Annotated in this window: 19 protein-coding genes; 11 read left to right on the top strand and 8 right to left on the bottom strand. The window is 65.5% G+C overall.

Features of this window, described 5'->3' with window-relative positions; genetic code table 11:
* The 3 genes from VN634_14615 to VN634_14605 form a co-directional block, all read left to right on the top strand.
* On the top strand, positions 1-679 hold a 679-nt coding region (locus VN634_14615; protein HXC52116.1), incomplete at its 5' end, for a class I tRNA ligase family protein.
* 15 nt (positions 680-694) lie between these two features.
* Positions 695-1,474 carry a TatD family hydrolase gene (locus tag VN634_14610; GenBank protein HXC52115.1) on the top strand — a complete coding sequence of 260 codons (780 nt, stop codon included), beginning with the start codon at positions 695-697 and terminating at the stop codon, positions 1,472-1,474.
* A gap of 125 nt (positions 1,475-1,599) precedes the next feature.
* A complete protein-coding gene (locus VN634_14605; GenBank protein HXC52114.1) occupies positions 1,600-2,508 on the top strand; it encodes a DUF4215 domain-containing protein in 909 nt (302 codons plus the stop codon).
* A 54-nt stretch (positions 2,509-2,562) separates the two neighbouring features.
* Here VN634_14605 and VN634_14600 read toward each other — a convergent pair whose 3' ends face one another.
* From VN634_14600 to VN634_14590, 3 genes are all read right to left on the bottom strand, one after another.
* Complete coding sequence (locus VN634_14600) at positions 2,563-3,003, bottom strand: Fur family transcriptional regulator (GenBank protein HXC52113.1); 441 nt, start codon at positions 3,001-3,003, stop codon at positions 2,563-2,565.
* Positions 3,004-3,014: 11 nt separating this feature from the next.
* The gene (locus tag VN634_14595) at positions 3,015-3,353 is read right to left on the bottom strand and encodes a hypothetical protein (protein ID HXC52112.1); all 339 of its coding nucleotides are present in this window, start codon (positions 3,351-3,353) and stop codon (positions 3,015-3,017) included.
* Between the two features lie 109 nt (positions 3,354-3,462).
* Positions 3,463-4,236, bottom strand: a complete 774-nt coding sequence (locus VN634_14590) for a polyhydroxyalkanoate synthesis regulator DNA-binding domain-containing protein (protein HXC52111.1) — start codon at positions 4,234-4,236, stop codon at positions 3,463-3,465.
* A 226-nt stretch (positions 4,237-4,462) separates the two neighbouring features.
* Between VN634_14590 and VN634_14585 the strand changes: the two genes are divergently transcribed.
* From VN634_14585 to VN634_14570, 4 genes are read left to right on the top strand one after another with little or no spacing between them, the layout of a single operon-like run.
* Positions 4,463-5,287, top strand: coding sequence for a carbon-nitrogen hydrolase family protein (locus VN634_14585; GenBank protein HXC52110.1), 825 nt, complete (start codon positions 4,463-4,465; stop codon positions 5,285-5,287).
* Complete coding sequence (gene glp / locus VN634_14580; GenBank protein ID HXC52109.1) at positions 5,284-6,546, top strand: gephyrin-like molybdotransferase Glp; 1,263 nt, start codon at positions 5,284-5,286, stop codon at positions 6,544-6,546. The genes VN634_14585 and glp (VN634_14580) overlap by 4 nt, the downstream gene beginning before the upstream one ends.
* The gene (gene glp / locus VN634_14575; protein ID HXC52108.1) at positions 6,543-8,096 is read left to right on the top strand and encodes a gephyrin-like molybdotransferase Glp; all 1,554 of its coding nucleotides are present in this window, start codon (positions 6,543-6,545) and stop codon (positions 8,094-8,096) included. The genes glp (VN634_14580) and glp (VN634_14575) overlap by 4 nt, the downstream gene beginning before the upstream one ends.
* The gene (locus VN634_14570; GenBank protein ID HXC52107.1) at positions 8,093-9,787 is read left to right on the top strand and encodes a hypothetical protein; all 1,695 of its coding nucleotides are present in this window, start codon (positions 8,093-8,095) and stop codon (positions 9,785-9,787) included. Before glp (VN634_14575) ends, VN634_14570 begins: the two co-directional genes overlap by 4 nt.
* Here the strand turns inward: VN634_14570 and VN634_14565 are convergent.
* Positions 9,735-11,936 (bottom strand): glycosyltransferase family 39 protein, encoded by a 2,202-nt coding sequence (locus VN634_14565; protein HXC52106.1) that lies wholly within the window; start codon positions 11,934-11,936, stop codon positions 9,735-9,737. The two genes, VN634_14570 and VN634_14565, sit on opposite strands and share 53 nt — an antisense overlap.
* Positions 11,937-11,973: 37 nt before the next feature.
* Between VN634_14565 and VN634_14560 the strand changes: the two genes are divergently transcribed.
* The 4 genes from VN634_14560 to VN634_14545 all read left to right on the top strand — a co-directional run bounded on the left by VN634_14560 (position 11,974) and on the right by VN634_14545 (position 20,411).
* Positions 11,974-14,109 carry a glycosyltransferase family 39 protein gene (locus VN634_14560; protein ID HXC52105.1) on the top strand — a complete coding sequence of 712 codons (2,136 nt, stop codon included), beginning with the start codon at positions 11,974-11,976 and terminating at the stop codon, positions 14,107-14,109.
* A 164-nt stretch (positions 14,110-14,273) separates the two neighbouring features.
* Positions 14,274-16,160 (top strand): glutaminase A, encoded by a 1,887-nt coding sequence (gene glsA / locus VN634_14555; GenBank protein ID HXC52104.1) that lies wholly within the window; start codon positions 14,274-14,276, stop codon positions 16,158-16,160.
* 131 nt (positions 16,161-16,291) lie between these two features.
* Positions 16,292-18,013 (top strand): ATP-binding protein, encoded by a 1,722-nt coding sequence (locus VN634_14550; protein HXC52103.1) that lies wholly within the window; start codon positions 16,292-16,294, stop codon positions 18,011-18,013.
* A 265-nt stretch (positions 18,014-18,278) separates the two neighbouring features.
* Complete coding sequence (locus tag VN634_14545) at positions 18,279-20,411, top strand: M13 family metallopeptidase (GenBank protein ID HXC52102.1); 2,133 nt, start codon at positions 18,279-18,281, stop codon at positions 20,409-20,411.
* Between the two features lie 238 nt (positions 20,412-20,649).
* Here the strand turns inward: VN634_14545 and VN634_14540 are convergent, their stop codons facing one another.
* From VN634_14540 to ispG, 4 genes are all read right to left on the bottom strand, one after another.
* On the bottom strand, positions 20,650-21,414 hold the full coding sequence (locus VN634_14540) for a M90 family metallopeptidase (protein HXC52101.1): 765 nt from the start codon (positions 21,412-21,414) through the stop codon (positions 20,650-20,652).
* Between the two features lie 121 nt (positions 21,415-21,535).
* Positions 21,536-22,300: an orotidine-5'-phosphate decarboxylase gene (gene pyrF, locus VN634_14535; GenBank protein HXC52100.1), complete on the bottom strand. Its 765-nt coding sequence runs from the start codon at positions 22,298-22,300 to the stop codon at positions 21,536-21,538.
* The gene (locus VN634_14530) at positions 22,297-24,027 is read right to left on the bottom strand and encodes a proline--tRNA ligase (GenBank protein ID HXC52099.1); all 1,731 of its coding nucleotides are present in this window, start codon (positions 24,025-24,027) and stop codon (positions 22,297-22,299) included. The genes pyrF and VN634_14530 overlap by 4 nt, the downstream gene beginning before the upstream one ends.
* Positions 24,028-24,161: 134 nt before the next feature.
* Positions 24,162-25,247 (bottom strand): flavodoxin-dependent (E)-4-hydroxy-3-methylbut-2-enyl-diphosphate synthase, encoded by a 1,086-nt coding sequence (gene ispG / locus VN634_14525; protein HXC52098.1) that lies wholly within the window; start codon positions 25,245-25,247, stop codon positions 24,162-24,164.
* Between the last annotated feature and the right edge of the window lies 1 nt (position 25,248).

The following is a 25,248-nucleotide window of genomic DNA, read 5'->3' as shown; positions in this document are numbered from 1 at the left end:
GTCGAAGTCGCTCGGCAACGTGATCCGACCGCTCGCGATGAAAGAGCGCTTCGGCATGGACGGCTTCCGATACTTCCTGCTGCGCGAGATGGCATTCGGAAACGATGCGGCCTTTACCGAGGACGCGTTCATCACGCGCTTCAACGCCGACCTGTCCAACGGCATCGGCAACCTCGTGAGCCGCGTGCTCGCGATGCAGCAGAAGTATTTCGACGGCATCGTGCAGCCGATCGCAAGCGGCGATGCGACTGCGCTCGAAACCGCGCTAGAGGCGGCTTTCACCGAAGCCGAGCGGCGCGCGATCGATGCGTACGAGAACAGCCAGTTCCACATCGCGCTGGAAGAGATCTGGAAGGCCGTCGCGGCGTGCGACAAGTACATCGTCGAAACCGCGCCGTTCAAGCTGTGGAAGGAGGAAGCCGCGCGGCCGCGCGTCGGCGTGATCCTTCACGTGCTCTGCGACGGGCTGCGCCACCTCGCGCGCCTGATCGCGCCGGCGATGCCAGAGACGGCTGCGAAGATTGCGGCGCTCGTCGATGCGGACCCGGGGCGCCTCGCCGATCCGGCCGGGCCGTGGCGCACGAGCTTTGCGCCGGGCCATCGCGTGAATGCGCCCGAGCCGCTGTTCCCGCGCGTCGAGATCAAGCCTGTCGAAGGCGCGGACCGCGCAAAGGCCTAGGGCCTCGACGTGAGCATGGCCGGCCTCGTCGATACGCACTGCCATCTGACCGATCCGAAGTTCGCCGACGATCAGGGCGCCGTGATCGCGCGCGCGCTCGAAGCCGGGCTCACGCACATCGTTGCCGTCGGCGGCGGCGGCCCGGTCGAAGCCAGCGAACAGGCGCTCGAGCTCGCACGGAAGCATCCGTTCGTGCGCTCGACCGCCGGAATGCATCCGCACGACGCGAAAGACTTCGACGCGGTGACCGAAGCGCGCGTCGCTGCGCTGCTCGAAGCGCCGGAATGCGTTGCCGTCGGCGAGACCGGGCTCGACTACTACTACAACCACAGTCCGGCCGACGTGCAGAAGGATTCGCTAGCGCGCCACATCGCGCTCGCGCGCCGCACCGGAAAGCCGATCGTGCTGCATTGCCGCGACGCGGAAGCCGATCTTCGGAGCGTGCTCTCGAGCGAAGCTCCCGGAGGCATTCGCGGCGTCGTGCACTGCTTTACCGGAAGCTACGACGATGCGGTCTGGTATCTCGACTTCGGCCTCGTCATCTCGTTTTCCGGAATCCTCACGTTTCCGAAATCCGACGCGATGCGCGAGACCGCATCGCGCCTTCCGCTCAACAGGCTGATGGTCGAAACGGACTCGCCGTACCTCGCGCCGGCGCCGCACCGCGGCAAGCGCAACGAGCCGGCATTCGTTGCGCGAGTCGCCGAGCGGCTGGCCGAAATTCATCGCGTGAGCATCGAGCACGTGCACGACGCGACCGGACGCAACGCGACAGCACTGTTCGATCTGAAATGATCAAGCGAAAAGTGGATTTCCTGATGACGTCCGTGAAAAGAATCTTCACGGCGAGTGCCGGAAAGTGATGGCAAATCTTTCGTTCGTCCCCCATGTTCGTCGGGCGGGTTCTGGGGGTTCCACAGTTGAGAGTATTTGCCTGTTCGGCGCTGGTCGCCGGCCTTATGGCCGCGTCCGCGACATCCTACGCTCGTACGTGTGAAGTCGCGCTCCGGCTCGACGATTCCGTCACGCTCGGTGCTCTTCAGCTGCATCTGGCGTACGGGAATGCGCCCGGAAGCTGGCTCCCGACCGAACACGGCGTCGCGTGCTACGGCGATGCGCCGAACACGCTCGTCCCGTTCGTCGACGATCCTGTCGCAAACGTCATCACCGCGAGCTTCGTGACGCTGACCGGCATCGTCGGCCCGCGCAAGATCGCACACTGCTGGTTCTCGGACCCCACGGCATCGGCCGTTCCAGGCGATTTCGTCGTGTTCGTCGAAGAAGCGTCGAAGATCGACGGCTCGCTGACCAAGCCTCCGCACATCAGCGTTTCGTTGCCCGACTGCGGCCCCGACCAGACCACCACCACGACGACCACGCTCGAAACATCGACGACACTCGAGACCACGACGACCCTGGAGCCGACCACGACGCTCGAGCCCACGACGACGACGTCCAGCACGACGAGCACCACGTCGACGTCGACGACACTCGAGGAAGCGACGTCCACGACCAGCACCACGATGCCGTACTGCGGCAACGGCGTCGTTGACGACCTCGAGGAGTGCGACGACGGCAACACCGTCGACGACGACGGATGCGACAGCGAATGCTCGTCGGTCATCCTGTGCGGTGACGCCAACGGAAACGACGAGATCACCACGAGCGACGCGCTCAAGATTCTGCGCGGCGCGATCCAGCACATCGCCTGCCCGATCAACCGCTGCGACGCCGACGGCGACGACGTCGTGCGAGCCAGCGATTCGCTGCGGGTGCTGAAGCGGTCCGTCGGTCAGAGCGTAGTCATGAACTGCCCGTACGAGCAGTAACCGGCGCGGCGTTTCGAGAGCAGGGCTTGAAGACCGACGCGAACTGGCTGTGAGCTACGCGTTCCGCGACCGGCAGCTCGAGCAGAGCCCATACAGCTCCATCTTGTGACTGGTCAGCAGGAATCCCTGCCGGTCGGCGACCGAGCGCTGCAGCTGCTCGATGGTGTCGTCCTCGAACTCGGTGATCTTCCCGCACTGCGTGCAGATCAGATGATCGTGGTGCCCGGAGACGTTCTCGTACAGCGCCTCACCGTCGCCGAAGTGCCGTTCGGAGACGAGGCCCGCCTCGACCATCAGCTTCATCGTGCGGTAGACCGTCGAGAAGCCGATGCCGGGAAACGATTCCTTGACCTTGCGGTAAATCTGATCGGCCGACAGATGGCCCTTGTGATGGAAGAACCAGTTCGCGATCTCGTCGCGCTGGCGGGTCGACTTGAGGCCGCTGGTCTTGATGAAGTCGCGAAACTTCTCGGCCTTTTCGTGAATGGGAGCCACGGCGGCCGCCGTCAGGCGGATTCGGACGTCGATCCTTCGTCCTGGGGTAGTGCGCGGCCACCGATCTGCCGGCGCAGCTCCGGTTCGATGAACACCGAATCGAGATCGCGGTCGGCAAGGAGCGCGAGCAGGGCTTCGATCCTTTCGGCCGGCGGCACGTTGCGATCGAGCAGCAGGACCTCGTCGCCGGAGACCCGGCAGACGCCGCTTCTTACGCTGTAGCCTACCTCGCGGTGGAGTCTTTCTTCGCGGACTTCGAGCCCGCTCGCGGCTGCGATCTCCTTGAGACGTTCAAGGAGGGGGCTCGCTTCCTCGACGGTACGAGCGGTCTTGCGAGAGCGCCTTGCCATCGGTCAGTCGGTTCTACAGACGCTCGAGGCGCAGCGCAAGATTGGCCAGAGGACTTGCCGCGAAACTTGCGCGCAACTTGCGCAAACTCGACCGCAAGCTCGAGAAGGATCAGCCGCGCGATCCGCTGCTCGCACGAGGCTTGTGGTGGTGGACTTCCTCGGGCTCGCCTTCGATCTCGACCGGTTCCGCGCTGATCTCGGTGATTACCACGTCTCCGGCAACCATCGTCTTTTCGGTCACGATGATCGCTTCGGTCTTCTTCTCGGGCGTATGGGCGGGCCCGCGGCCCTCGGCGGCGGCGGCGGCTTCGTGCTCTTCGGTCTCGCGCAGCTTGGTCAGCATCTGCTCGATGCTGTGAATGCTCTTTTCGAGCCGCTCGATCTCGCGCTGCAGGGACGGCGACTGGCGGATGCGGTCGACCTGCTTGAAGGCCACGTCGCGCAGGCTTTCGAGCCGGCGCTGCGGAAGGTTGATCAGCTCGTCGATGAAACTGCGGCCTTCGTCGATGGCTTCGTCGATCGCCTTGCCGCCCTCTTCGACGACCTCGCGGACGCGGCCGCCGGCGCGGCCCGTCAGGTCACCGAGCTGGTCGAGCGCACGCTTGGCGGAATCGCTCAGGTCCTGCACGGCGGCTTCGCCGGAGTGGATGAGCTTTCGCAGGAACGGCACCGAAACGAGGTTGGTCTTGCGCTTCTCCTCCTCGAGGATGATCTGCGCGAAGGTCACCGATGTGAGATCGTCCTGAGTCTCGTTGTCGATGACCCTGACCTCTTCGTTATCGCGTATGAGCTTGGCGATATCGTCGAGCGTGACGTACCGCGACTGGTCGGTGTCGTACAGTTTGCGATTGGTGTACCGCTTGATGACCCGTTCCGTCCCCATGCTCGGTGTTCTCCTCTCGATGACTCTTTGTCCCACTTAAGAATTGATGACTCGTTGCGCTATCAAAGGTAGCCGGCACCCGCAAATTGCCGCAGCGTGACAAAAAGGGTGGGCGGCGTCACATATCCCGACCGGTCGGGACTCGCCAGCCCCGGACGACGTGTCCGGACCTGTAGCAGCTGATTGACCACCATTGTCTCTGCGCATAGCGTCACCGACCTTAACCATGAAGACGTTCCCTGTCGCCGTCGTGCAGATGAACTCCGGACCCGATAAGGGAACGAATCTCGCGAAAGCCGCACACGCGATCGAGGAAGCCGCCCACGCAGGCGCGCAACTGGTTGCCCTGCCTGAAGTTTTTTCGTGGCGGGGAAAGCCGGAGCAGTCACGCCACGAGGCCGAATCGATCCCCGGACAGACCACCGATGCGATGTCGGCGCTGGCCCGGCGTCTTCGAATCCATCTCATCGCGGGGTCGATTCTCGAGTCAATCGCGTTTCCGGCCGGCGCCGGCGGGTTGCCGTTCAATACAGCCACGCTCTTCGGCCCGGACGGCTCGCTCGTGGCCGCCTACCGCAAGATCCATCTTTTCGACGTCGACCTTCCGGGGCGGGTCACCGTAAAGGAATCGGAACTTCGCCGGGCCGGTGACGAAGTCGTCTGCGTCCAGACCGAGCTCGGGCGCATAGGGCTCGCGGTCTGCTACGACCTGCGCTTTCCCGAGCTGTTCCGAAAGCTCGCGGACGCCGGCGCCGAGGTCATCGCGATGCCGTCCGCTTTTACGAAACCGACCGGACAGGCGCACTGGGAGCCGTTGCTGCGCGCGCGGGCGATCGAGAACCAGTGCTTCGTGGTTGCGCCGAATCAGTACGGCGTGAGCACGCACGGGTTCGAAGATTATGGCAACTCCCTGATCGTCGATCCGTGGGGACAGGTCGTCGCGCGCGGGCCCGACAACGAAGCCGCGGTCGTGACGGCGACGCTGGACGCTGCCGTTCTCGAGCGCGTCCGTCGCGAGCTTCCAAGCCTCGAGCACCGGAGACTCGCGTGAAACCGTTCCTGCGGCTGCGCACGACCGAAGAGGCCTGGGACGAGCTGGCCTCCAGCCGGCCGCTGGGAACCGAGGTCGTTCCCGCTCGCTCGGCGCTCGGCCGCGTGCTGGCCAAGCCGGTTACTGCGCGCGAAGACGTCCCGCACTTTTTCCGTTCGAACATGGATGGCTTCGCGGTGCGCGCGGCCGATACGACCGGCGCGAGCGACGAGTCGTCGATTGCGCTCGTTCTCGCCGGAGAAGTCGCGATGGGCGAGCACGCAACCGCCACGCTCGCCGGAGGCCAGGCCATCCGCGTGTCGACCGGCGCGATGATGCCGGCCGGCGCGGACGCCGTTGTGATCGTCGAGCACACCGAGGAGCGCGGCGGCCGCATCTTCGTGCGGCGCGCGGTCGCGCCGGGCGCGAGCACGATCGCAATCGCCGAGGATCTCCACGCGGGCGAAGTCGTGCTCGAGGCCGGCCATCGCCTGCGCGGCAGCGACGTCGGCGTCGTCACCGGCGTCGGCCGCGCCGAAATCACGGTCTACCGCACGCCGCGCGTCGGCATTGCCGCAACCGGCGACGAGATCGTCGAGCCGGAAGAAGCCCTTCCTCCCGGACGCGTCCGCAACGTCAACCAGTACCTGCTCGGCTCGATGGCGAAATCGCTCGGTGCATACGTCGTCGATTACGGCGTGATCCGCGACGACGAGCGCGCGCTCGACGAGCTGCTCCGGCGTGCGGGCAGCGAATGCGACGTGCTGCTGCTGTCGGGCGGCAGCTCCAAAGGCTCCAAAGACTTCGTCATGGGATCGATCCTGCGCGTGCCGGGCGCGGACGTGAAGTTCCACGGCATCGCGATCGCTCCCGGCAAACCGACCATGTTCGCCGAAGCCGGCGCGTTGTCGATCCTCGGCGTGCCTGGAAATCCGGCTGCGGCGGCCGTCGTGTTCGCGCTGTTCGCGAGCGTGCTGATCCGCGTTCGCGAGGGCGAATCGCTGCGCCGGATCCTGGCAACCCGGCCGCGCGTGCGTGCGCGGCTCGAGCGCGACGTGACGTCCACTCCGGGCCGCGAGGACTACGTGCGCGTGCGGCTCGGGGACGATTCCGCCGGCACGGAAGCATTCGCGAACGGCTCGCTGATGGTTGCGACTCCGCTTCGCGGGAAATCGGTCGCGATCTCGACGATCGCAAGGGCCGACGGGCTGCTGCGCATTCCCAGATCCAGCGAAGGCCTCGCCGCCGGCACCGAGGTCGAAGTGCTGCTTTTCCAATGACCGGCCCCTTCCTGCAGCGGAAGCCGTTGCCCGAGGCGCGCGCGCTGCTGATTGCCGGTGTGCGGCCCGTCGACGCGGAATCCGTCTCGGCAAGCGACGCGAGCGGCCGCATCGCCGCCGAAGACGTCGTCGCGCGGCATCCGTCGCCGCACTACCGCGCGTCGGCGATGGACGGGATCGCGGTGCGCTCGGCCGATACCACCGCCGCGGCGGCCTCCCCGGTCGTGCTGCATGTCGTGCAGGCAGGCGCCGGCCCGGGTTGCCTGCCGGTCGATACCGGTTCGGCTCTTCCGGATTGGGCCGACGCCGTGGTGCGGATCGAAGACGCGGCAGTCGTTGCGTCCGATGCGGAGCCGCCAGAGCGCGGCGGTTATCGCATTTCAGCGCCGGTCGCTCCGGGACGCGACGTGCGACGGATCGGCGAGGACATCGCCGGGGGCGTCATCGTGGTGCGCGCCGGCCAGCGCATTCGTGCATGGGACCTTGGCGCGATGCTGGCTACCGGAACGACCGACGTTTCGGTTCGAAGAAGGCCGCGCATTGCCATCGTCTCCACCGGCAGCGAAGTCGTCGAGCCCGACGGCCACGCGACCGTCGGCCAGATCATCGACTACAATTCGCGGATGATCGCTGCGCTCGCCGACGAGTGGGGCGCAAGCGCGCATCGCCTCGGCATCGTCGCCGACGACGAAAAGCGCCTGTCGGAAGTCGTCGCCGACGCGGCGAATCGATTCGATGCGGTCTGCGTGATCGCCGGCAGCTCGGCCGGACGCAAGGACCTGACCACGTCGGTGCTCGCATCGCTCGGCGAGATGCTGGTGCACGGAGTCGACATTGCGCCCGGGCGCCCGGTTGCGATCGCGCGCGTTGCCGGCGGCGCCGCACGCGCGACCCCCGTGCTTGCCATCCCCGGATATCCCGTCGCGGCAATCGTAGTCTGCGAGCGGCTGCTGCGGCCTCTCGTCGCTGCGCTTCTCGGTACCGCCGAACCGGTGCGTCCGGTGATGCAGGCGCGCGTCGTCCGCAACATTCCTTCCCGGCTCGGCGTGGACGAGTTTCGCCGCGTCGTCATCACGCGCCAGGCGGGCGGTCTCGACGTCGTCGCGGCTCTTCCGTCGGGCGCGGGCTCGATCAGCACGGTCAGCACGGCACACGGCTGGCTGGCGATCGCTGCGACGGTCGAAGGAATCGACGCCGGCAGCAACGTCGAGGTCGAGCTGCTCGCAGCACCGGGCGAGATCGATGCCGCATTCGTGCTTGCCGGGCAGCCGAGCGCAGCATCGGCAGCGCTGGAAGCGGCACTGCGGCGGCAGGATCTGCGCGCGCGCGTGCACCATCTTCGCCTGAGCGCGCACGACGGCCTCGATGCCGTTCTCCGCGGCGAGGCTCACGCGGCCATCGTCGCGCAGGATACGAGCGCCGGCGGCGACGCCGGGCTGCCGCCCGGCCTGCGGCTGCGCAATGACGACCGGATCGGAGCAGCCGTCGCCGTCGCTACGGGATCGGCGGGCGACGAGCGGCTCGAGCGGCTGCTTCGCGCGCACAGATGACCGGCTCGCGAGTCGCGCTCCTGTGGTGGGTTGCCGCGTTCGTCGTGCACCGCGCGCTCCTGATCGCGCTCGGCTTCGACGGCGTGTACTTCTGGGAGGAGACCTACCGGCTGCTCATCGCCGAAGCGCTGCGAAGCGGCTGGGCAATTCCTTTCCACGATCTGCAGGCCGATCCGTACGCCGGCGGAAGCCTCGTTTTCGCCGGGCTCACAGCGCTAGTGACCGCGGTGACCGGCCCGTCGATCGTCGTGCTCAAGGCGGTCGCGCTCGCGTGGAGCGCGCTCGGCCTGTGGCTCTGGCTGCTCGTCGCCGACAACGTGTTCGGCAGACGCACCGCGAATGCGCTCGGCCTGGCGTGGCTCGCGGCACCGCCGGTCTTTGCCGTGTTCAACGTCGTCGGCCAGGGCTTTCACAGCGACACGGTCACGCTGAGCGGCCTGCAGTGGCTGCTCATGTATCGATACGTCGCTCGCTCGACGGATCGCTCCATTGCTCGCGCCCGACTGTTCGCATGGATGGCGGCGGCCGGGCTTTCGATCTGGTTCAGCTACACATCGGCGCTGACGTTCGCAGCCGGATTGGCGTACGCGTTTGCGGCCGGAGCGCTTCCGCTCCGATCGTGGCCGCTTGCCGCCGCAGGCTTTGCTGCAGGCTTTTCGCCGTGGATCGTTCGCTACGCGATTGCCGGAGGTGCGCTCGACATCGTCGGCGAAACCTTCGCGCGCGGCGGCGCGGGGCGAGCCGGCTACGTGGCAAGACTCTTCGACGTCACGGTCCACGGCGTTCCGGTCGCGCTTTATTTCCGCAACATCGGAGTTCCGGGCGACGTCAAGGTCTCGAGGGATCTCCTGTCCTATCCGTATCTCGCGGTCTGCGCGGCCGCATGGATCGCTGCGACGTCTGCAGGGCTGCTGCGGATCGTGTCGGGCATCGCGCGCTCGACGTCGACGCTCGGCGCACACGTGCGCCAGAGCCCGGAGCTCGCGATCCTCGTGGTCTTCCCGCTTTTCCTCGCGACGATTGCCGCCAGCAACCAGGAGTTCAACGACTACGGAATGGTCCGCTGGTTCACGTTCCGGATCATCGTGCCGGCTCTCCCGTCGCTGTTCTTTGCGGTTGCACTGGCGGTCGCGCGTGCGCCGCGGCTGATCAGCGTTGCCGCGCTGTCGGTATGCGTGGCCGCCGGAGCAATCGGCACGCTGCAGATCGTGAACGACGGGAGCGGCCATCGCGCGCTCGCCGAATCGGAGGCTCGCGAGACCGGCGCCGAAGCGTATGGGCACCTCGTCGTCTTCAAGCACGGAACCGATCCGATCTTCGGCCCGCGCATCGATGCGCTGCCGCCCGAGCTTCGAGGCCGGGCATATCGCGGCGTCGGATTCAGCTTTGCGTATCTGTTCGGTACGCGCCGCAGCGATGCGTCGGCGTCCGGCCTGACCAAGGCGCTGCTGTCGGTCGATCCCGAGTACCGCGCGGCGGCAATCGAAGGCGCGCGCGCGGCGATCCGCGAAGGGCTCGAGCAGGTCGCCCCGCTTCCTCCGTCGCCGAGGCGCGACGAGCTTGCCGCAGCGATCGATCAGGCCGAAGCCGCGCCGCGCGAAGCTCCATCGCTCGGCAGCCTGGCGTTTCTCGACGTTGCTATATCGAGCCCGACTCGATGCCGCATGCGCGAAGGACAAGATCGGGGTTGAAGCGCTGCGTGCGCGGCCTGGCGAGTCGTCGCCGCCCGATCGACGCCGAGTGGCCGGCGCCCGTACCGGTCTCGGCCGGGAACTGACGCTCGATCCAGCATGGAAGCGATTTCCATGCATCGAGGATTGCTCGTGCGCCGTCGCAGTCGCCGCGCGCGGCCGACACGGCAGCGCCAAGCGTCCAGCCGTCGGCCAGGCCCGGATCGATCGCGCGCACGCTCGCGAAATCACTTGCGGCCTCTTCGAACGCGGCGCGGCGCGCTTTTTCGTCGGGCTCGAGGTGCAGCACGTCTTCGAGCCTGGTCAGCGACAAGCCCGCGAGCGCCTCGGAAAGTTGCGGATTCTGGCGCAGCGCGCGGCGCCAGAGCAGAGTGGCGCGTCTCGACTGCCCGTGGTCGTGCATCACGACCGCAATCGAATGGCCGTATTCGGCTTTTGCGAGGCGCAGGAACCTGTCGGCGTCGATCGGACCGTCGACCTGGCGATGCTGCATCCGCCACGCGAGGCGAAGCTGCGACAGGCCGGCGCGCACCTTGCCCTCGTCGATCAGCAGAAAGCCGAGATTCTCGTAAGCCAGATGGTAGTCGGTGGCCGCCGCCTTGCGGAAAAGCGCGCGCGCTTCGTCGACGCGCCCGCCGGCGTACTTGACGATGCCGTCCTGCACGGTCTTGCCTTCGTCGAAGCGCGGGATGTTGCTCGTGATCGTCGTCGGATCGAACAGAAAGCCCTGCCAGAAGACGGCCAGGCTGAGCACCGCAAGCACGAGGAAGCCCGCGCGCAGGAGATACGACAGCGCGCGCAGCCGCTCGTCGATCCACACCGCTCCGTGCGCGAACCAGAACGCGAATACGACCGCGATCGGCGTGAAGTACGTGGCCTTGACCGCGGCTGCGATCGGTACTTCGATCGTCCCCTGCACGAGCAGCACGATCATCGCCGCGGTCGTGAACGCGAATGCGACCGACGTGTCATCCCATCCACGGCGTGCGAGGGCGACCAGCGCACGCACGATGCCGATCGCGATCAGCAGCGTCGGGATCAGGCCGAGCATGAGCAGCGCCTGCCCGGCGCGGCGTGAGCCTTCGCTTTCCACCACCGGCGGCAGAACCCAGCCGCCGAAGCCGTCGAACCACGTGTTCGCGTACATTCCGGTCCACACCGACTCGCGCACCGCGCGCTCGAAATCGTGCGGCGCCGGATCGCTCGACGCCGTCGAATCGCGCGGCCACACCGGCCGCCTGAAGATCAGCGGATCGAACGTCAGGTAGTCCGCCCAGCCTCTTGCCGCCTGCGGCTGGTTGTTCTCGACGTATGCGACCGGGAACGTCCTGCGGCTGAGCTCGAACGGAGTTCCGTACGCTTCGATGTTGCGCACGATCCACGGACCGCAGATCACCAGCGACGTTGCCGCGGTGACGGCGATGAGCCTGGCCCCTTCGCCGTAGCGGCGGCGCGCGAGTGCGCGAGCGGCAATCGTCGCGAGCGACGCGACGACGATGGCGAGCGCCGAAAACTTGGCAGCCATCGCCGCCCCGAGACAGAGGCCGAGAACAGCGGCGCGGCGCGGCGACGGAGCGTCCAGCAGATGAAGCAGCGCGAGCAGCGACAGGCTACCGAAGACGGCGTGAAGACCTTCGTTTCCGAGGAATCCCGCACTGTAGAGCTGCACCGGAACGACGAGGACGAGAAGCGCGGCCATTGCCCGGACGGCGCGGTTTTGCGGAAACGCGCGTCCCACCACGTACCATGCGATCGGCGCCTGCACCGATCCGAGCGCTGCCACCAGCACCTTGCCGATCTTCAGCCGGACGTACGGGTCGAGCCCGTCGAGCGCGTTCCAGATTCCGGCCATCAGCGCGTAGTAGAGCGGCGGATGGAAGAACGACCATCCGTGCGTCGCCATCGGGAAATGCCAGGTGCGCGCGACGAACCAGATGTAGGTGAAGTGGCCGAACGCGTCGTAGCCGGAAAGAACCGGTGCCGCCCACGCGTTGTGCAGCCGCTCGGCGACCGCCACCAGCAGCAGGACGATCGACGCGACTACGACGATGCCGCGACCCGCGCCTGATTCCGCCTGCACGGCGCGCAGCATAGCGGCGCACGGCTCAGCGAGCGAAGCGGCGACCGGCTCGGAGAGCGAATCGCCCAATTGACCTTTTGCCACTTGAAGACGACCCTGCCTCTGGATGAGCCGCACTACCTTCCTCGTCATTGCCTCGGTGATGACGGTCGCGGCGGCGGCGGTGCGTCTCAACAACGCCCTGTCGTTTCCGGTGCTCGGCGGCTACGACGCGTTCGCACACTTTACGTACATCTGGTTCGTCGCGACCACCGGAAGGATCCCGCTGGCCGACCAGGGCTGGGAATTCTTCCAGCCGCCGCTCTACTACGAGCTGATGGCTCTGATCTGGCGCCTGGCCGGCTCCCTCGACGCCGAAGTGCGGCTGCGGATCGGAACGGTGCTGATCGCGCTCGCCGGCCTGATTCCGGCGGCAACGGCATTCGTGATCGTGCGGCTGCGCTTTCCCTCCGATCGGCTCGTCCAGCTGCTGGCGGCCGGGTCGATGCTGTTCCTGCCGATGCAACTCTACAGCGCCGGGTTCGTCGGCAACGAGAACCTGACGGCCATTCTCGGCAACCTCGCGCTTCTCGCGCTGGTCTGGACGTTGCGCGAAGAGACGACGGCCCACGCCGCAACGCTCGGGGTGATGCTCGGGCTGGCCATGCTGACCAAGTTCACGGCAATCGTGGTGGTCGCGGGCTCGATCGCGACGATTGCCCTTCGCGGCATCGTGCGCCGGGATTTTGCCGGTGCCGCGGGAACCGTCGCGATCGTCGTGGTCGCCATGCTCGCGGTCTGCGGCGGCTACTACGCGCGCAACGTTCGCGAGTTCGGCACGCCGTTCCAGCTCAGCCGTACCCATCTTTTCCTGAAGAGGGTCGAGGACTCGCAGCTCCAGGGGCGCCGCGAGCTGCTCGAATATCTGCTGTTCGACCCGGGCATCATCTATCGGCCGCAGTGGCCGCGCGGCCTTTCGCTCAACTCGCCGCGCCCGCCGTACGGCGGGTACAGCGCGATGCGCGAATCGATTCCGACCGGCATCTACGCCAACACCTGGTTCGACGGATTCGGCGGGTTCGTGCTGACGCCGGTCACGCACAGCGAAGCGTCCCGGCGCGCCGGACAGCTGCTGCTGCTGCTCGCGCTGGTGCCGACCTCGATCATGCTGCTCGGCATCGCCGTCTCGCTGCAAAACCTGTGGCGTCGCGGGTGGGACGACACGGCGGTAGCGATGCTGACGACGCTGGCGGCAATGGCGGCTGTCGTCGTACACGGCACACGCAGCGTGCCGACACAGGCGGCCGTAAAGGCGACGTACCTGCTGCTGGTCGGATCGGCGTTCGCGTACATGTTTGCCGTCGGGTTCGTATTCGTCGGCGCGCGCAGCCGCCGCCTGCAGCACGCCGCAGCTTCGGCATGCGCCGCGCTTGCGCTCACGAGCGCGATCGTGTTCGCGCACGGGCGTTTCATGCCCGACGACTGGTTCGTCGAAGGCTTCGAGAACGCGATCGTCCAGAACATGTACGGCGTGCTCCACTATGCCGGCGGCGACCGGGCGATCGCACAGAAGAAGTTCGAAGCGGCCGCCGCCCGCGGCCATCACCTCGGCTACGAGAACCTGGCGGCGCTCGCGTTCGAAAGCGGCAAGCTCGACGCCGCGCAGTATTTCCTGCGAACCGCCGCGCTCCGGCAACCGGGCCAGTCGACGGGCACGGCTGCGCAGCGCGAAGAGGCGATCCTGTCGACGCAGGCCGAGTACGCGAACTCGATTGCGGTGTTCGACTTCGCCGGCGGCGATCTCGACGGGGCGCGCGAAGAGCTCGAACGTTCGCGTCGCTATGACCGTTCGATCCCGGAGAGCGCGTACAACCTCGGCATCGTGCATCTGATCGAAGCCTCCCGGGAGCCGGCCGGGCAGGCGAGGTCTGATTCCCTGCGCCGCGCCGATGAAGAGCTGGCGGCCAGCGCGTCACTCGATCCGGGTTTTGCCGATGCGGTCGCGATGCGCGGCGTCGTGCTTGCCTTGCAGGGCGACTGCAGGGCCGCAAGTGCACTACTCTCTCGCGCGCAGCCGGCTAACGGAGTGCCCGGCGCCGAACGGCTGCCGGACAGGTCGTATCCGGTCGAAACCGGCCCCGGCGACCTCAACGCCGCAGGACTTCTACGACGCCGCAAAATTGAAACGCTGCCGGCGGAGCTTTCGCCTGCCGAGCAGTTTCGCCGCTGCGAGGCGATCCGGGATCGGCCGGCGGCGACTTGACGCGCGCAGCCGGTCGGTTACTCCAGCGCCTGCGGCCGGCGTCGCTGCTGCCGTCGGCGCGGAACCTGCTTCGATCGCGCCTGTCAAAAAGCGGCCGGCGGGCGTCGATCCTCTTGGCGAGATAGCGCCACACTGTCATTGTTCCGAGCCGAGGGAGTCCTCACGTGTCCGAAAGCTTTTCGAAAAAAACGAGCGCACCTGTCCCCGACGATCCGGCCGCCGAGCATCCGCTCGCAACGTATCTGCAGGAGCTTTACTCGCGACACGTCGATTGCACCGCCGGCGAGGTGGCAAGCTACATTCCCGAGCTGGCCCGGGCCGACCCGTCGGCATTCGGGATCGCCATCGCCACCACCGACGGCCGTGTCTACACGGTCGGCGACTGCGAAACCCCGTTCTCGATCCAGTCGATCTCCAAGCCGTTCGCCTACGCGCTGGCGCTCCAGGACAACGGTCTCGAGGGCGTGCTCGACAAAGTCGGCCTGGTGCCGACCGGAAACGGGACCGACCGCGTCAGCCTGTTCCAGGAAAGCGGGCGGCCGTTCAATCCGATGATCAACGCGGGCGCGATCGCCGCGACCAGTCTGGTTCGCGACGAAGCCGGCCGGCCGCGCGTCCGCCGCATTCTCGACGTGATGTCGCGGTGTGCCGGAAAACCGCTCCAGATCGACGACGCGATGGTCGCCTCCGAGCGTCACAGCGGCATCGGAAACTTTGCAATCGATTATCTGCTTCGCAATTCGGGAATCGTCGGCTCGGTGCTCGAGCCGGTGCTCGAGTGCTATTCGCAGCAATGTTCGACGATGGTCACCTGCCGCGACCTCGCCGTCATGGCCGCAACGCTCGCCGGAGGCGGAGTCTGCCCGACCACCAACGAAAGCGTGCTCGATCAGGCGATCGTCTCCAACGTCCTCGGTGTCATGGCGACGTGCGGGATGTACGACTACGCCGGCGAATGGGTTGCCCGTGCCGGCATGCCATCCAAGAGCGGAATCGGCGGCGGCGTGATCGGCGTGCTGCCGGGGCAGGTCGGCATCGCGGTCTTCTCCCCGCCGCTCGACACGCGCGGCAACAGCGTGCGCGGCGTGCGCGTGTTCCACGATCTGTCCGAAGACTTCGGCCTGCACCTGTTCCAGGCAACGCGCTCGGGCAAATCGCTCGTGCGGCGCCGCTACGACGCGTCGATGGTCAGCTCCAAGCGCATGCGCCGCTCGCTCGAGCAGCGCGCGCTCTCCGAGCACGGACGGCGCATCGTCGTCTTCGAGCTCCAGGGTGAGCTCACGCTGTTTTCGATCGAGCGGGTGATTCGCGACATTCTCGCGCTGCCGCCCAACTCCGACTGGCTGGTCTTCGACTTCAAGCGCGTCTCGACGGCGGACTGGCCGGCGCTCGACCTGTGGATGTCGTTCTGGGAGCGCAACCGCCAGAGATTCCGCGAAGTCATCCTGACGGGTCTCGACGCCGACGCCGGGCTGCAGCAGTACTTCTCGGCGGCGCTTGCGCGCAAGCCGGCGGCGCTGCTGCTCGCGATGGAAGAGGCCGACACGGCGCTCGAGCTCTGCGAAGACCAGCTTCTCTACGACATTCGCGTCTCGGCTCCGGGAGGAATCCCCGTCTCTCTCGAGAATTTCGATATCTGCGAAGGGCTCGACGACGTCAGCATCAACGTGCTGCGCAACGTCCTCAAGACGCGCCGCTTCAAGGCCGGCGAACAGATCGTCGCCATCGGCGACGCCGCCGATTCGATGTTCTTTCTTGCCAGCGGACAGGTCAGTGTGACGATCGATCTCGCCGGTGGAGGAACGCGCCGGCTGACCACCTGCACGCCGGGAATGATCTTCGGCGAGATGGCGATCCTCGAGCGCCAGCCGCGCTCGGCCGTCGTACGCGCCGATACGCCGGTCGAATGCTGGGAGCTTCCGATCGCCGACTTCGAGCACCTGACCAACACGCATCCCGATCTCAAGGTGAAGCTGCTCGAGAACTTCGCACGCAGTCTTTCCATCCGCGTCCGTCGCCTCACCGACGAAGTGCGCACGCTCAGCGAGTAACGCGGGTCACGTTTCCGCCGGCCACGGGCGAACGACGCTCTTTTTGCGGTGCCGGGGCAAGGTCGCGCCGTCGTGACTTCGCCGCGATCGCCCGCTAATGCTGAGCGTCCTGCTCGCACAACGGCGACCGAATGACACCCGACGCGCTCAGCAACCACGATCCGGCGCGTGAGCCCAGCCGGGAAATCCTCGCGCCGCTTCTGCTTCGCCGATTCCGCCTGATCCGCTGGCCGATCCTCGCCGGAACAGCTGCATTCGCCGGTCTTCACGTCTGGCTTCACGAGCAGCACCTTGGCCTGCTCCTCGCCCTCAAGTTCCTGCAGGCGGCCGTCACCGTGGGCGGCATGTGGATCTCGGCTCGCAATCCGACGCGGGCGACACTCGTCGCATGCCTGCTCGTGCTATCGATCACATGCAACTTCGTCACCGGCGCGACCGGCCTGATCATCGGCAACGTCCACACCAATGCGCTGCTGTTCGCGATCACGATTCTCGCGACGTCGAGCTTCATCCCATGGGGCCCGCGGACCCAGGCCGTGGCGGTTGTCGCCGCATTCCTCATGGCGACGGCACCGCTGCTCGTGGAGTCGTCGGTCTACCACGACATCTGGTACGACCTGAGTGCATTGTCGCTGGCGTTCCTGATGTCGATCTACATTGCACGCGAGGTCGAGCGCGACACCCTCGCCGAATACAGGGCGCGCGCGGCCAGCCGTGCGCTGGCCGAGAGCCGCGCCGATTTCGAAGGCATTTTCCGCTCGTCCAACGTGCAGAGCGCGCTGCTCGATCTGACCGACGACGACTTCGTCTACGTCGACGTCAACGAAACTCTGGCCACGGCATTCGGTGTGACGGTCGAACAGGTACGCGGCCGCACCGGCCGCGAGGTCGGGTTCTCGCACGGCGAGGTCGAGCGGCTCCGCGAGCTCATCGTGCGTTGTGCGAAGGAAGGCTCGGTGCATGTTCCCGAGTATTTCATGCCGATCGGCGAGCCGCGCTGGTTCCAGATCAGCCTGACGGCCATTCACCAGGGCGGGCGGACGCGCGTCGGAGGCGTCGGCGTCGACATCACCGAACGCCGGCGTGCAGCCGAAGCCGTACGGCGGATGAACCTCGATCTGGAGGCCCAGGTTCGCGAGCGAACCGCGCTGCTCGAGGCGGCCAACAAGGATCTCGAATCATTCGCGTATTCGGTCTCGCACGACCTGCGGACGCCGCTTCGCAGCATCGAGGGATTTGCCGCCGTGCTCGCCGACGATCACGGAAGCGAGCTGTCCGACGACGCGCTGACCAAGCTCGAGCGGATCCGCGGAGCGAGCCGGCGCATGGCGCAGCTCATCGACGACATGCTGATGCTGTCGCGCGCATCCCGCGTGGAGATCCGGCGCGAGCCCGTCGACGTTACCGTGATGGTGCGCGCGATCGCCGCCGATTTTCACGCAACGAATCCGGAGCGGGACGCCACGTTCGAAATCGAGGACGGCCTGCTCGCCAATGCGGACACGCAGCTGCTGCGCATCGTGCTGACCAATCTCATCGGCAACGCGTGGAAATACACGGGCAGGCGCAGGAGCGCTCAGATCGCGATCGGCAGCGAGATTCACGAGGGCGAATCGGTGTTCTCCGTGCGGGACAACGGCTGCGGATTCGACATGCGTTTCGTCGGCAAGCTCTTCCAGCCGTTCCAGCGTCTGCACGCGAACCAGGAGTTCGAAGGCACCGGCGTCGGCCTTGCAACCGTAGCGCGCATCGTACGGCGTCACGGCGGCAAGGTTTGGGCGGAGGGACATCTCGATCGCGGGGCGGTGTTTCGCTTTACGCTCGGGGATACGGCGGCGGTCAATCCGTCCTGAAGGTGCGCCTCGGGCCAAGTTCGTAACGCCAGGTGGCGGCGACGGCCATCCGCCATTTGTCGATCAGAGGCGATGATGTGAGGACGATCACGAGCCAATTAGCTTTCCGAATCGCCCCTCGAGTTTTTAGTTGACACAAGCGGCACGGGGTTTCACCGTTGGGCGCCTCGCATCTACCACCGAGACTCGTGCGCTTTCCTCAGTTCGCCCCGCGCATTGTTCACTTCGCGTGGAGTTCTCGGTCCTTCCATCCGGACATTGGACGATGCGTTGCTCGATCAGAGATCGATGGTGGTCCATACGGAGGTGTTTGATGAGTGCTCGAACCAGACTTCTTCAGCGCGCTGCCATGCTTGGGATTTTGACCGTCGCGTGCACCACGACGAAGCACCAGTCTCAGTCTCCGATGCACTACGGGAACTGGGGTATCGATACGTCGTCAATAAATACTGCAATCAGACCTGGCGATGATTTTTTTCGTTATGCCAATGACCGATGGCTCGCAAGGACACCCATACCCGTCGACAAACCGAAAGTGAGCCTACGCACTCAAATGACTGATCTGACTCAAGCTCGTATCCGCGAGATTCTAGAGGCTTCTGCAGATGGCGTAGATCACGACCCAGGTGACACCAATCGAAAAATAGGCGCCTTCTACAAGTCCTTCATGGACGAGTCACGGATCGAGTTACTCCGGGAAAAGCCCCTTGACCCTCTTTTGGCGGCAATTCGCTCAACGCGAAGTCACGAGGAGCTGGGGACAATGATGGGACGCGCCAATTTTAATTTTGTGAATAGTTTTTTCGAGATCGCCATCGAGATCGACCAACGCGATCCAACAAGCTACGCCGTGAAGCTAAAGCAATCCGGCCTGGGTTTGCCGAGTCGAGAATACTACCTGGAAGGCGATGCGGCAACGAAAGAGATCCGACGACAGTACCAAGCATACGTCGAGTACATGCTTGGGGCGATTCGTTGGGCGGACCCACCAGCCGAGGCCGATCGCATCGTTCAATTGGAGAGTTCGATCGCGGCGGCCAGTTGGAGCGCAGCCGACAGGAGAGAGGTCGACAAAACCTATAACCCGATGACTGTCGCGATGCTCGAGAATTTTGCGCCGGACTTCCCGTGGAGGAGTTTCCTGAACGAAGCAGGACTTGCGAAAGTGGACCGCGTTATCGTCGCGGAGAGAACAGCCTTTCCGAAAATCGCGGCGATCTTCGCCCGGACACCGATCTCGACCGTGAAAGCGTGGCTCGCATTTCAAGCCACCAGCAGCGCGGCCAAGTATCTCTCTCAAGACTTCAACGGACCGAGATTCCAACTCTATGGTCATGCGCTCAATGGCCAGCAAGAAGAAGAGCCTCGTTGGAAGCGAGGTGTGCGGCAAGTTGCCGGCGATCTGGAGTCGGGCCCGGTGTTCGGGGATATGGCGTGGGCCGTTGGTCGAATCTACGCCGAGCGGTACTTCCCACCGACGTCGAAAGCTCGCGTGGAGGCCATCATCGCCGACCTCCGGGGGGCGCTGCGCCGACGGATCGAACAACTCGACTGGATGACGACGAATACTAAGGCGGCCGCAATTGAGAAACTCGACGCTTATATCGTAAAGGTCGGCTATCCCGACGAATGGCGCGACTACTCGGATCTGACAATTCGCGATGATGATCTTGTGGGTAATGTACGACGCGCAGCGGAGGCGCAGTGGGCCCATGAGATGCAGAGGTTGCAGCGCCGCGTCGATCGGAACGAATGGGTCTGGTTCACTCCACAGACAAATAATGCCTCAAACGACGGCGATCGACGCCACATAGATATCCCAGCGGCCGTACTTCAACCTCCGATGTTCGATCCCCAAGCGGATGCAGCCGTCAACTACGGTGCCATTGGTGCCTACATTGGACACGAGTGGACGCACGGCTTTGACGATCAAGGGCGAAAGCTCGACAGCCAGGGGCGCCTGCGCAATTGGTGGTCTAAGGCCGACGATGAGGCGTTTCGTACGCGGTCTACTGAGCTGCGGCGACAGTACGAGCAGTTCGTTCCGCTGCCAGGGATTCACGTGAACGGGCAACTGACACTCGGAGAAAACATCGCGGATCTTGGCGGAGTGCTACTGGCAATCGACGCCTATCACGCCGCATTGGGCGGTGTACCGCCTCCCACGCTTGATGGCTTCACCGGTGACCAGCGCGTCTTTCTAGGCTGGGCTCAAGCCTGGCGTGGAAAAGTCAGCGAGGAATTCCTTAGAAATCAGGTGAAGACAGATCCGCACTCGCCGCGGCAGTATCGCGTGAATGGGGTTTTGCGCAACATCGACAGTTGGTATGAGGCGTTCAATATTCAGCCGGGAGATAAGCTCTTCGTGTCGCCCGAAGAACGTGTGCGGCTGTGGTGACTATCTGTTCGAATACCGAGAGCGAATGGTAACAAGAAATGCATCACGAAAGTGTGGATTGATTCTGCCAACCCAAGTGCATGTGGTGCTGGAGTGGCAAGTTATCCAACCGCTCGCTCGGAAGCTATATGCGCGCAATGCTCTTCGGCTCAGCTGCAATGGGAGTTCACCACCGCAACCAGGGAGACCGTCATCTTCCTGCTGAGACGCAGCCGTTCGGCGGAAATGAGCGATTTCTCTACCACCGCGCCGGATCCTGCTGCCAGAACGCGCTGAGCACGCGGTACAGCTCCGCATGCCGCTTCGCGAACGCAGCCGGCTCCATGAAGAAATGCTCCGTCGCGACCGCGAAGAATTCCGACGGATGCGTCGCGCCGTACTCGTCGATGAACGTACGGCGGCGGCGGTCGGCCATCTCGCAGAGTTTTTCGTACTCGCGCTCGAACACCTGCGTCCAGCGTGCAGCAAGCTCGGGATCGGCAATCGGCGGCGTGCCGTCGGTGTCGCCGGTTTCCGCGTCGATCTGGTGCGCGAATTCGTGCAGCACGACGTTGCAGCCGCGGTCGCGGCCGGCGGCGCCGAGAAGGACGTCTTTCCACGACAGGATCAGGCTGCCGGTCTGCCAGCTCTCGCCGATGTGATCGACATGTTCCTCGACCACCATGCCGCCGCCGGCTTCGTACTGCACGGGCACGACGTACGCATCGGGATAGACGAGCACGCTCTGCAGCGCGGGGTAGTAGTCGCTCTCGCGATGGAGCAGCAGGAGCGAGGCCTGCGCGACGATCAGCGCCTTCGCCTCGTCGGTCATCTCGAATCCGCCGCAACCCTCGAAATTTTTCTCGGCGAGCAGCACGTGCATGTGCCCGGCAAGCTCGCTTCGATCGGCGGGCGGAAGCCGGCGGTACAGCACGAGGCGGCGTTCGAGCATTGCCTCCCATGCCGCGTCAGGCGGAGTTTCGCGCAAGCGGCGGCGGCGGCGTTCCTTGAGGGCACGAAACATCGGGGCCTACGCTACCGGAGCAAATCGTTCGCGCGAGCGCGCGTACGCGAAGAAACGGCGCGTCGCACGCACGCTTTGTCAGGTGCGTCTGCGCACCAGGATCGTCCGCGCGCCAGGATCGTCAGATGCGTCTGCGATTCAGCAGCGCTTCGGCAATCTCGTCGATGATCAGCTCGGCTTCCATGCGCGGATCGTTGGCTTCGCGAATCGGCCGTCCGACGACGACGTAATCGGCGCCGGCGGCAACGGCTTCGGCGGGGCCGTTGACGCGCGTCTGGTCGCCCTTGTCGTCGGCGGTGCGGCGGATTCCCGGCGTCACGATCAGGAAGCGCGGGCCGCACGCTTCGCGGATCACGCGGATCTCGTGCGGCGACGCAACCACGCCGTCCATCCCGGATTCCATCGCGAGCAGCGCGAGCCGGAGCACCTGGTCCTCGACCGGTGCGGACACGCCGACGCTGGTCAGCTCGGTTGCCGAAAGGCTCGTCAGCACCGTGACGGCAAGCATGCGCGGCCGCCGCAGATGCTCGGTGCGGCATGCGCGGCGAACCTGGCGCACGGCCTCGCGCATCATCGGCGTGCTGCCCGACGCATGCACGTTGAACATCGCGACGCCGAGCCGCGTGGCCTCGACCGATGCGCGTGCAACGGTCTGCGGGATGTCGTGGAACTTGAGATCGAGGAAGACCTCGGCGCCGCGTTCGCGGATGTACGAGATGATGCGCGGGCCTTCGCGAAGGAAGAGTTGCTTGCCGACCTTGAACATGCCGACGCTGTCGCGAAGCTGGCGGACGAGAACTCCCGCCTCGCGCGCGGTCGAAACGTCGAGCGCGAAGATCAGGCGCTCGCGCGCACGCTCGCGAAGCCCTGCTGAACGCACCGTCATGCTCGAAGCTCCTCGTGGGCCTGGCGCACACGTTCGCGAATCGCTTCGGACGCGCCATCGAGCCCGATCTCCTCGGCCGCAGCGGCAGTGCGCAGTTTCAGCTCGAGCTTGCCCGCGGCGAGCCCGCGCGGGCCGATCGTCACGCGAAGCGGAATGCCGAGCAGATCAGCGTCGTTGAACTTGACGCCGGCGCGTTCGTTGCGGTCGTCGACGAGCACATCGAGGCCGAGGCGCTCGAGCTCCTGCTCGAGCCGGATCGCGACGGCCTGCGTCGCTTCGTCGTCCCATTTGAGCGGAACGATCATGACTTCGAACGGCGCGATCGAAATCGGCCAGCAGATTCCCTTGTCGTCGTGGTGCTGCTCGACGGCAGCGGCCATCGTGCGCGACACGCCGATTCCGTACGTGCCCATTTCCATCACGTTCTCGTTGCCTTCGGCGTCGAGGAACGTCGCACCGAGCTTCTCGGAGTATTTCTTGCCGAGATAGAAGACGTGTCCGACTTCGATGCCGCGATGCTGCTCGAAGACGCCGTCGGCGCAGCGCGCGCAGCCGTCACCGCCTCGGGCAGTGCGCAGGCTTCCGAACACGACATCCGGAAAGTCGCGCTGCTGGGACACGCCGGTGACGTGCGTGTCCGCGCGATTGGCACCGCTGACCATAGCGCTCGAACCGGCGACGCGGTGATCCGCGTAAAGCGGCAGTTTCATGCCGACGGGCCCGGCAAAGCCCTGCGGCGCGCCGGTCCACGCCTCGATCTCGTCTGCTTCGGCCATGCGCAGCGTGGTCGCACCGACGAGGGCCTTCAGCTTGGTTTCGCTCAGCTGGTCGTCACCGACGATCACGACCGCGATGCCCTTGTCGTCGGCAACGAGGATCAACGTTTTGAGGAAATGCTCGGGCGGGCGCGACAGAAACGCAGAGACTTCCTCGATCGTGCGCGCCCCGGGTGTGGCGACTTCCGCGAGCGCTTCTTCGTGTGCCTGCGCCGCGCCGCCTGCCGTGACCGTGCGGATTTCGGCCTTCTCGACGTTGGCGGCGTAGTCGCAGCGGTTGCAGCTTACGATCGTGTCTTCGCCGGAATCCGCGAGCACCTGGAACTCGTGGCTCAGGCTCCCGCCAATGTTGCCGGTATCGGCCTCGACCGCGCGGAACCGGAGGCCGCAGCGCTTGAAGATCTTCGAGTACGCTTCGCGCATCACGCCGTATTCGCGGATCGTGTCGTCGTAGTCGGCGTGGAACGAGTAGCCGTCCTTCATCAGGAATTCGCGGCCGCGCATGAGGCCGAAGCGCGGACGGATCTCATCGCGGAACTTGATCGCGATCTGGTAGAGATTGAGCGGCAGCGCGCGGTAGGAGCGAACCTCGCGGCGTACGAGGTCGGTCATGACTTCTTCGTGCGTGGGTCCGAGGCAGAACTCGCGGTCGTTGCGATCGCGCAGCCTCAGCAGCTCCTTGCCGTAGAGCTCCCAGCGGCCGCTTTCCTGCCAGAGCTCGGCCGGCGTGACGATCGGAAGCTGCACCTCTTGGCATCCGACGCGGTCGAGCTCTTCGCGGATGATGCGCTCGACCTTCTTGAGCGAGCGCTTGCCGAGCGGCAGGAAGTCGTAGATGCCGCGCGCGACCTGGCGGATCATGCCGGCGCGCATCATCAGGCGATGGCTCGCGATTTCGGCTTCGGCCGGATCTTCCTTCAGGGTTGGAATGAGTAGACGCGAGTATCGCATTGGTCCTGTCTCGAGACGTTCGGCCGTCCGGCAGGACCGGTGTAGCCGCAGCTCCTGATCGTGATCGCGTTTGCGCCGGCATCGCATGCCGGCATGCCCAACCGGCATAGCCGGTATTGGAGGAAGTCGCGGACTCAGGCGCTGCGCTGGGCCGCGTCGTCCTCCGCAACGAGCTCCTCGACGGCGCGCACGAGCGCGTCCACGAGCTCGCCTTCCTTGAACTTGCCTACGGTCTTGCCGCCGCGAATCAGCAGCCCGCCGTTTTTGCCACCTGCAATTCCGATGTCGGCTTCGCGCGCCTCACCCGGTCCGTTGACCGCGCAGCCGAGGATCGAAACCGTGATCGGCTTCTCGATGTGGGCGAGCCGCGCCTTGGCTTCGTCGACGAGCTTGAACAGGTCGACCTCGATGCGCCCGCAGGTCGGGCACGCGACGATCAGTGCTCCCTTCGCACGGATGTTGAGCGTGCGAAGAATGTCGAACCCGGCCTGCACTTCCTCGACGACATCGGCGGTCAGCGATACGCGAATCGTATCGCCGATGCCCTCGGCGAGCAGCATGCCGATGCCGATCGACGACTTGACGATGCCGCCCGGAGGCATGCCCGCTTCGGTCACGCCGACGTGCAGCGGGTAGTCGCACGCGACCGCGAGCTTGCGGTAGGCCTCGACCATCAGAGGCACCGACGACGCCTTGATCGAAATCTTGATGTCGTAGAAATCGAGATCCTCGAGGATGCGCACGTGGCGCATTGCGCTCTCGACCATCGCATCGGCTGTCGGATAGCCGTACCGGTCGAGCAGATCATCCTCGAGCGAGCCGGCGTTGACGCCGATGCGGATCGGAACCTTTCGCGCCTGCGCCGCCCTCGTCACTTCTCGCACGCGCTCTTTGGCGCCGATGTTGCCCGGATTCAGGCGTATGCAGTCGACGCCCTGGTCGAGCGCCATCAGCGCGAGACGGTAGTCGAAGTGAATGTCCGCGATCAGCGGCACCTTCATCTGCGAGCGGATCTTTCCGAGCACCCTGGCATCGCGCTCGCGCGGCACCGCGACGCGGATGATCTCGCAGCCGGCTTCTTCGAGCCGATGGATTTCTTCGAGCGTGGCGACGACGTCTTCGGTCTTGGTCGTGCACATCGACTGCACGGCAATCGGCGCATCGCCGCCGATCGGCACGCTTCCGACCATGATCTGCCGGCTTTTTCGCCTCGGGGTCATG

The sequence above is a fragment of the Candidatus Limnocylindrales bacterium genome (assembly GCA_035571835.1).
Taxonomy (GTDB): domain Bacteria; phylum Desulfobacterota; class Binatia; order UBA1149; family CAITLU01; genus DATNBU01.
Note: the sequence above shows the minus strand (reverse complement) of the source record. Positions and strands in the feature narration are given on the sequence as shown.

Excerpts from the sequence above, each read along its gene's own strand:
- VN634_14610 (HXC52115.1), top strand. The coding sequence starts at position 695 with ATGGCCGGCCTCGTCGATACGCACTGCCATCTGACCGATCCGAAGTTC.
- VN634_14595 (HXC52112.1), bottom strand. The coding sequence starts at position 3,353 with ATGGCAAGGCGCTCTCGCAAGACCGCTCGTACCGTCGAGGAAGCGAGC.
- VN634_14590 (HXC52111.1), bottom strand. The coding sequence starts at position 4,236 with ATGGGGACGGAACGGGTCATCAAGCGGTACACCAATCGCAAACTGTAC.
- VN634_14585 (HXC52110.1), top strand. The coding sequence starts at position 4,463 with ATGAAGACGTTCCCTGTCGCCGTCGTGCAGATGAACTCCGGACCCGAT.
- glp (HXC52108.1), top strand. The coding sequence starts at position 6,543 with ATGACCGGCCCCTTCCTGCAGCGGAAGCCGTTGCCCGAGGCGCGCGCG.
- VN634_14570 (HXC52107.1), top strand. The coding sequence starts at position 8,093 with ATGACCGGCTCGCGAGTCGCGCTCCTGTGGTGGGTTGCCGCGTTCGTC.
- VN634_14560 (HXC52105.1), top strand. The coding sequence starts at position 11,974 with ATGAGCCGCACTACCTTCCTCGTCATTGCCTCGGTGATGACGGTCGCG.
- VN634_14550 (HXC52103.1), top strand. The coding sequence starts at position 16,292 with ATGACACCCGACGCGCTCAGCAACCACGATCCGGCGCGTGAGCCCAGC.
- VN634_14545 (HXC52102.1), top strand. The coding sequence starts at position 18,279 with ATGCGTTGCTCGATCAGAGATCGATGGTGGTCCATACGGAGGTGTTTG.
- VN634_14540 (HXC52101.1), bottom strand. The coding sequence starts at position 21,414 with ATGTTTCGTGCCCTCAAGGAACGCCGCCGCCGCCGCTTGCGCGAAACT.
- pyrF (HXC52100.1), bottom strand. The coding sequence starts at position 22,300 with ATGACGGTGCGTTCAGCAGGGCTTCGCGAGCGTGCGCGCGAGCGCCTG.
- VN634_14530 (HXC52099.1), bottom strand. The coding sequence starts at position 24,027 with ATGCGATACTCGCGTCTACTCATTCCAACCCTGAAGGAAGATCCGGCC.
- ispG (HXC52098.1), bottom strand. The coding sequence starts at position 25,247 with ATGACCCCGAGGCGAAAAAGCCGGCAGATCATGGTCGGAAGCGTGCCG.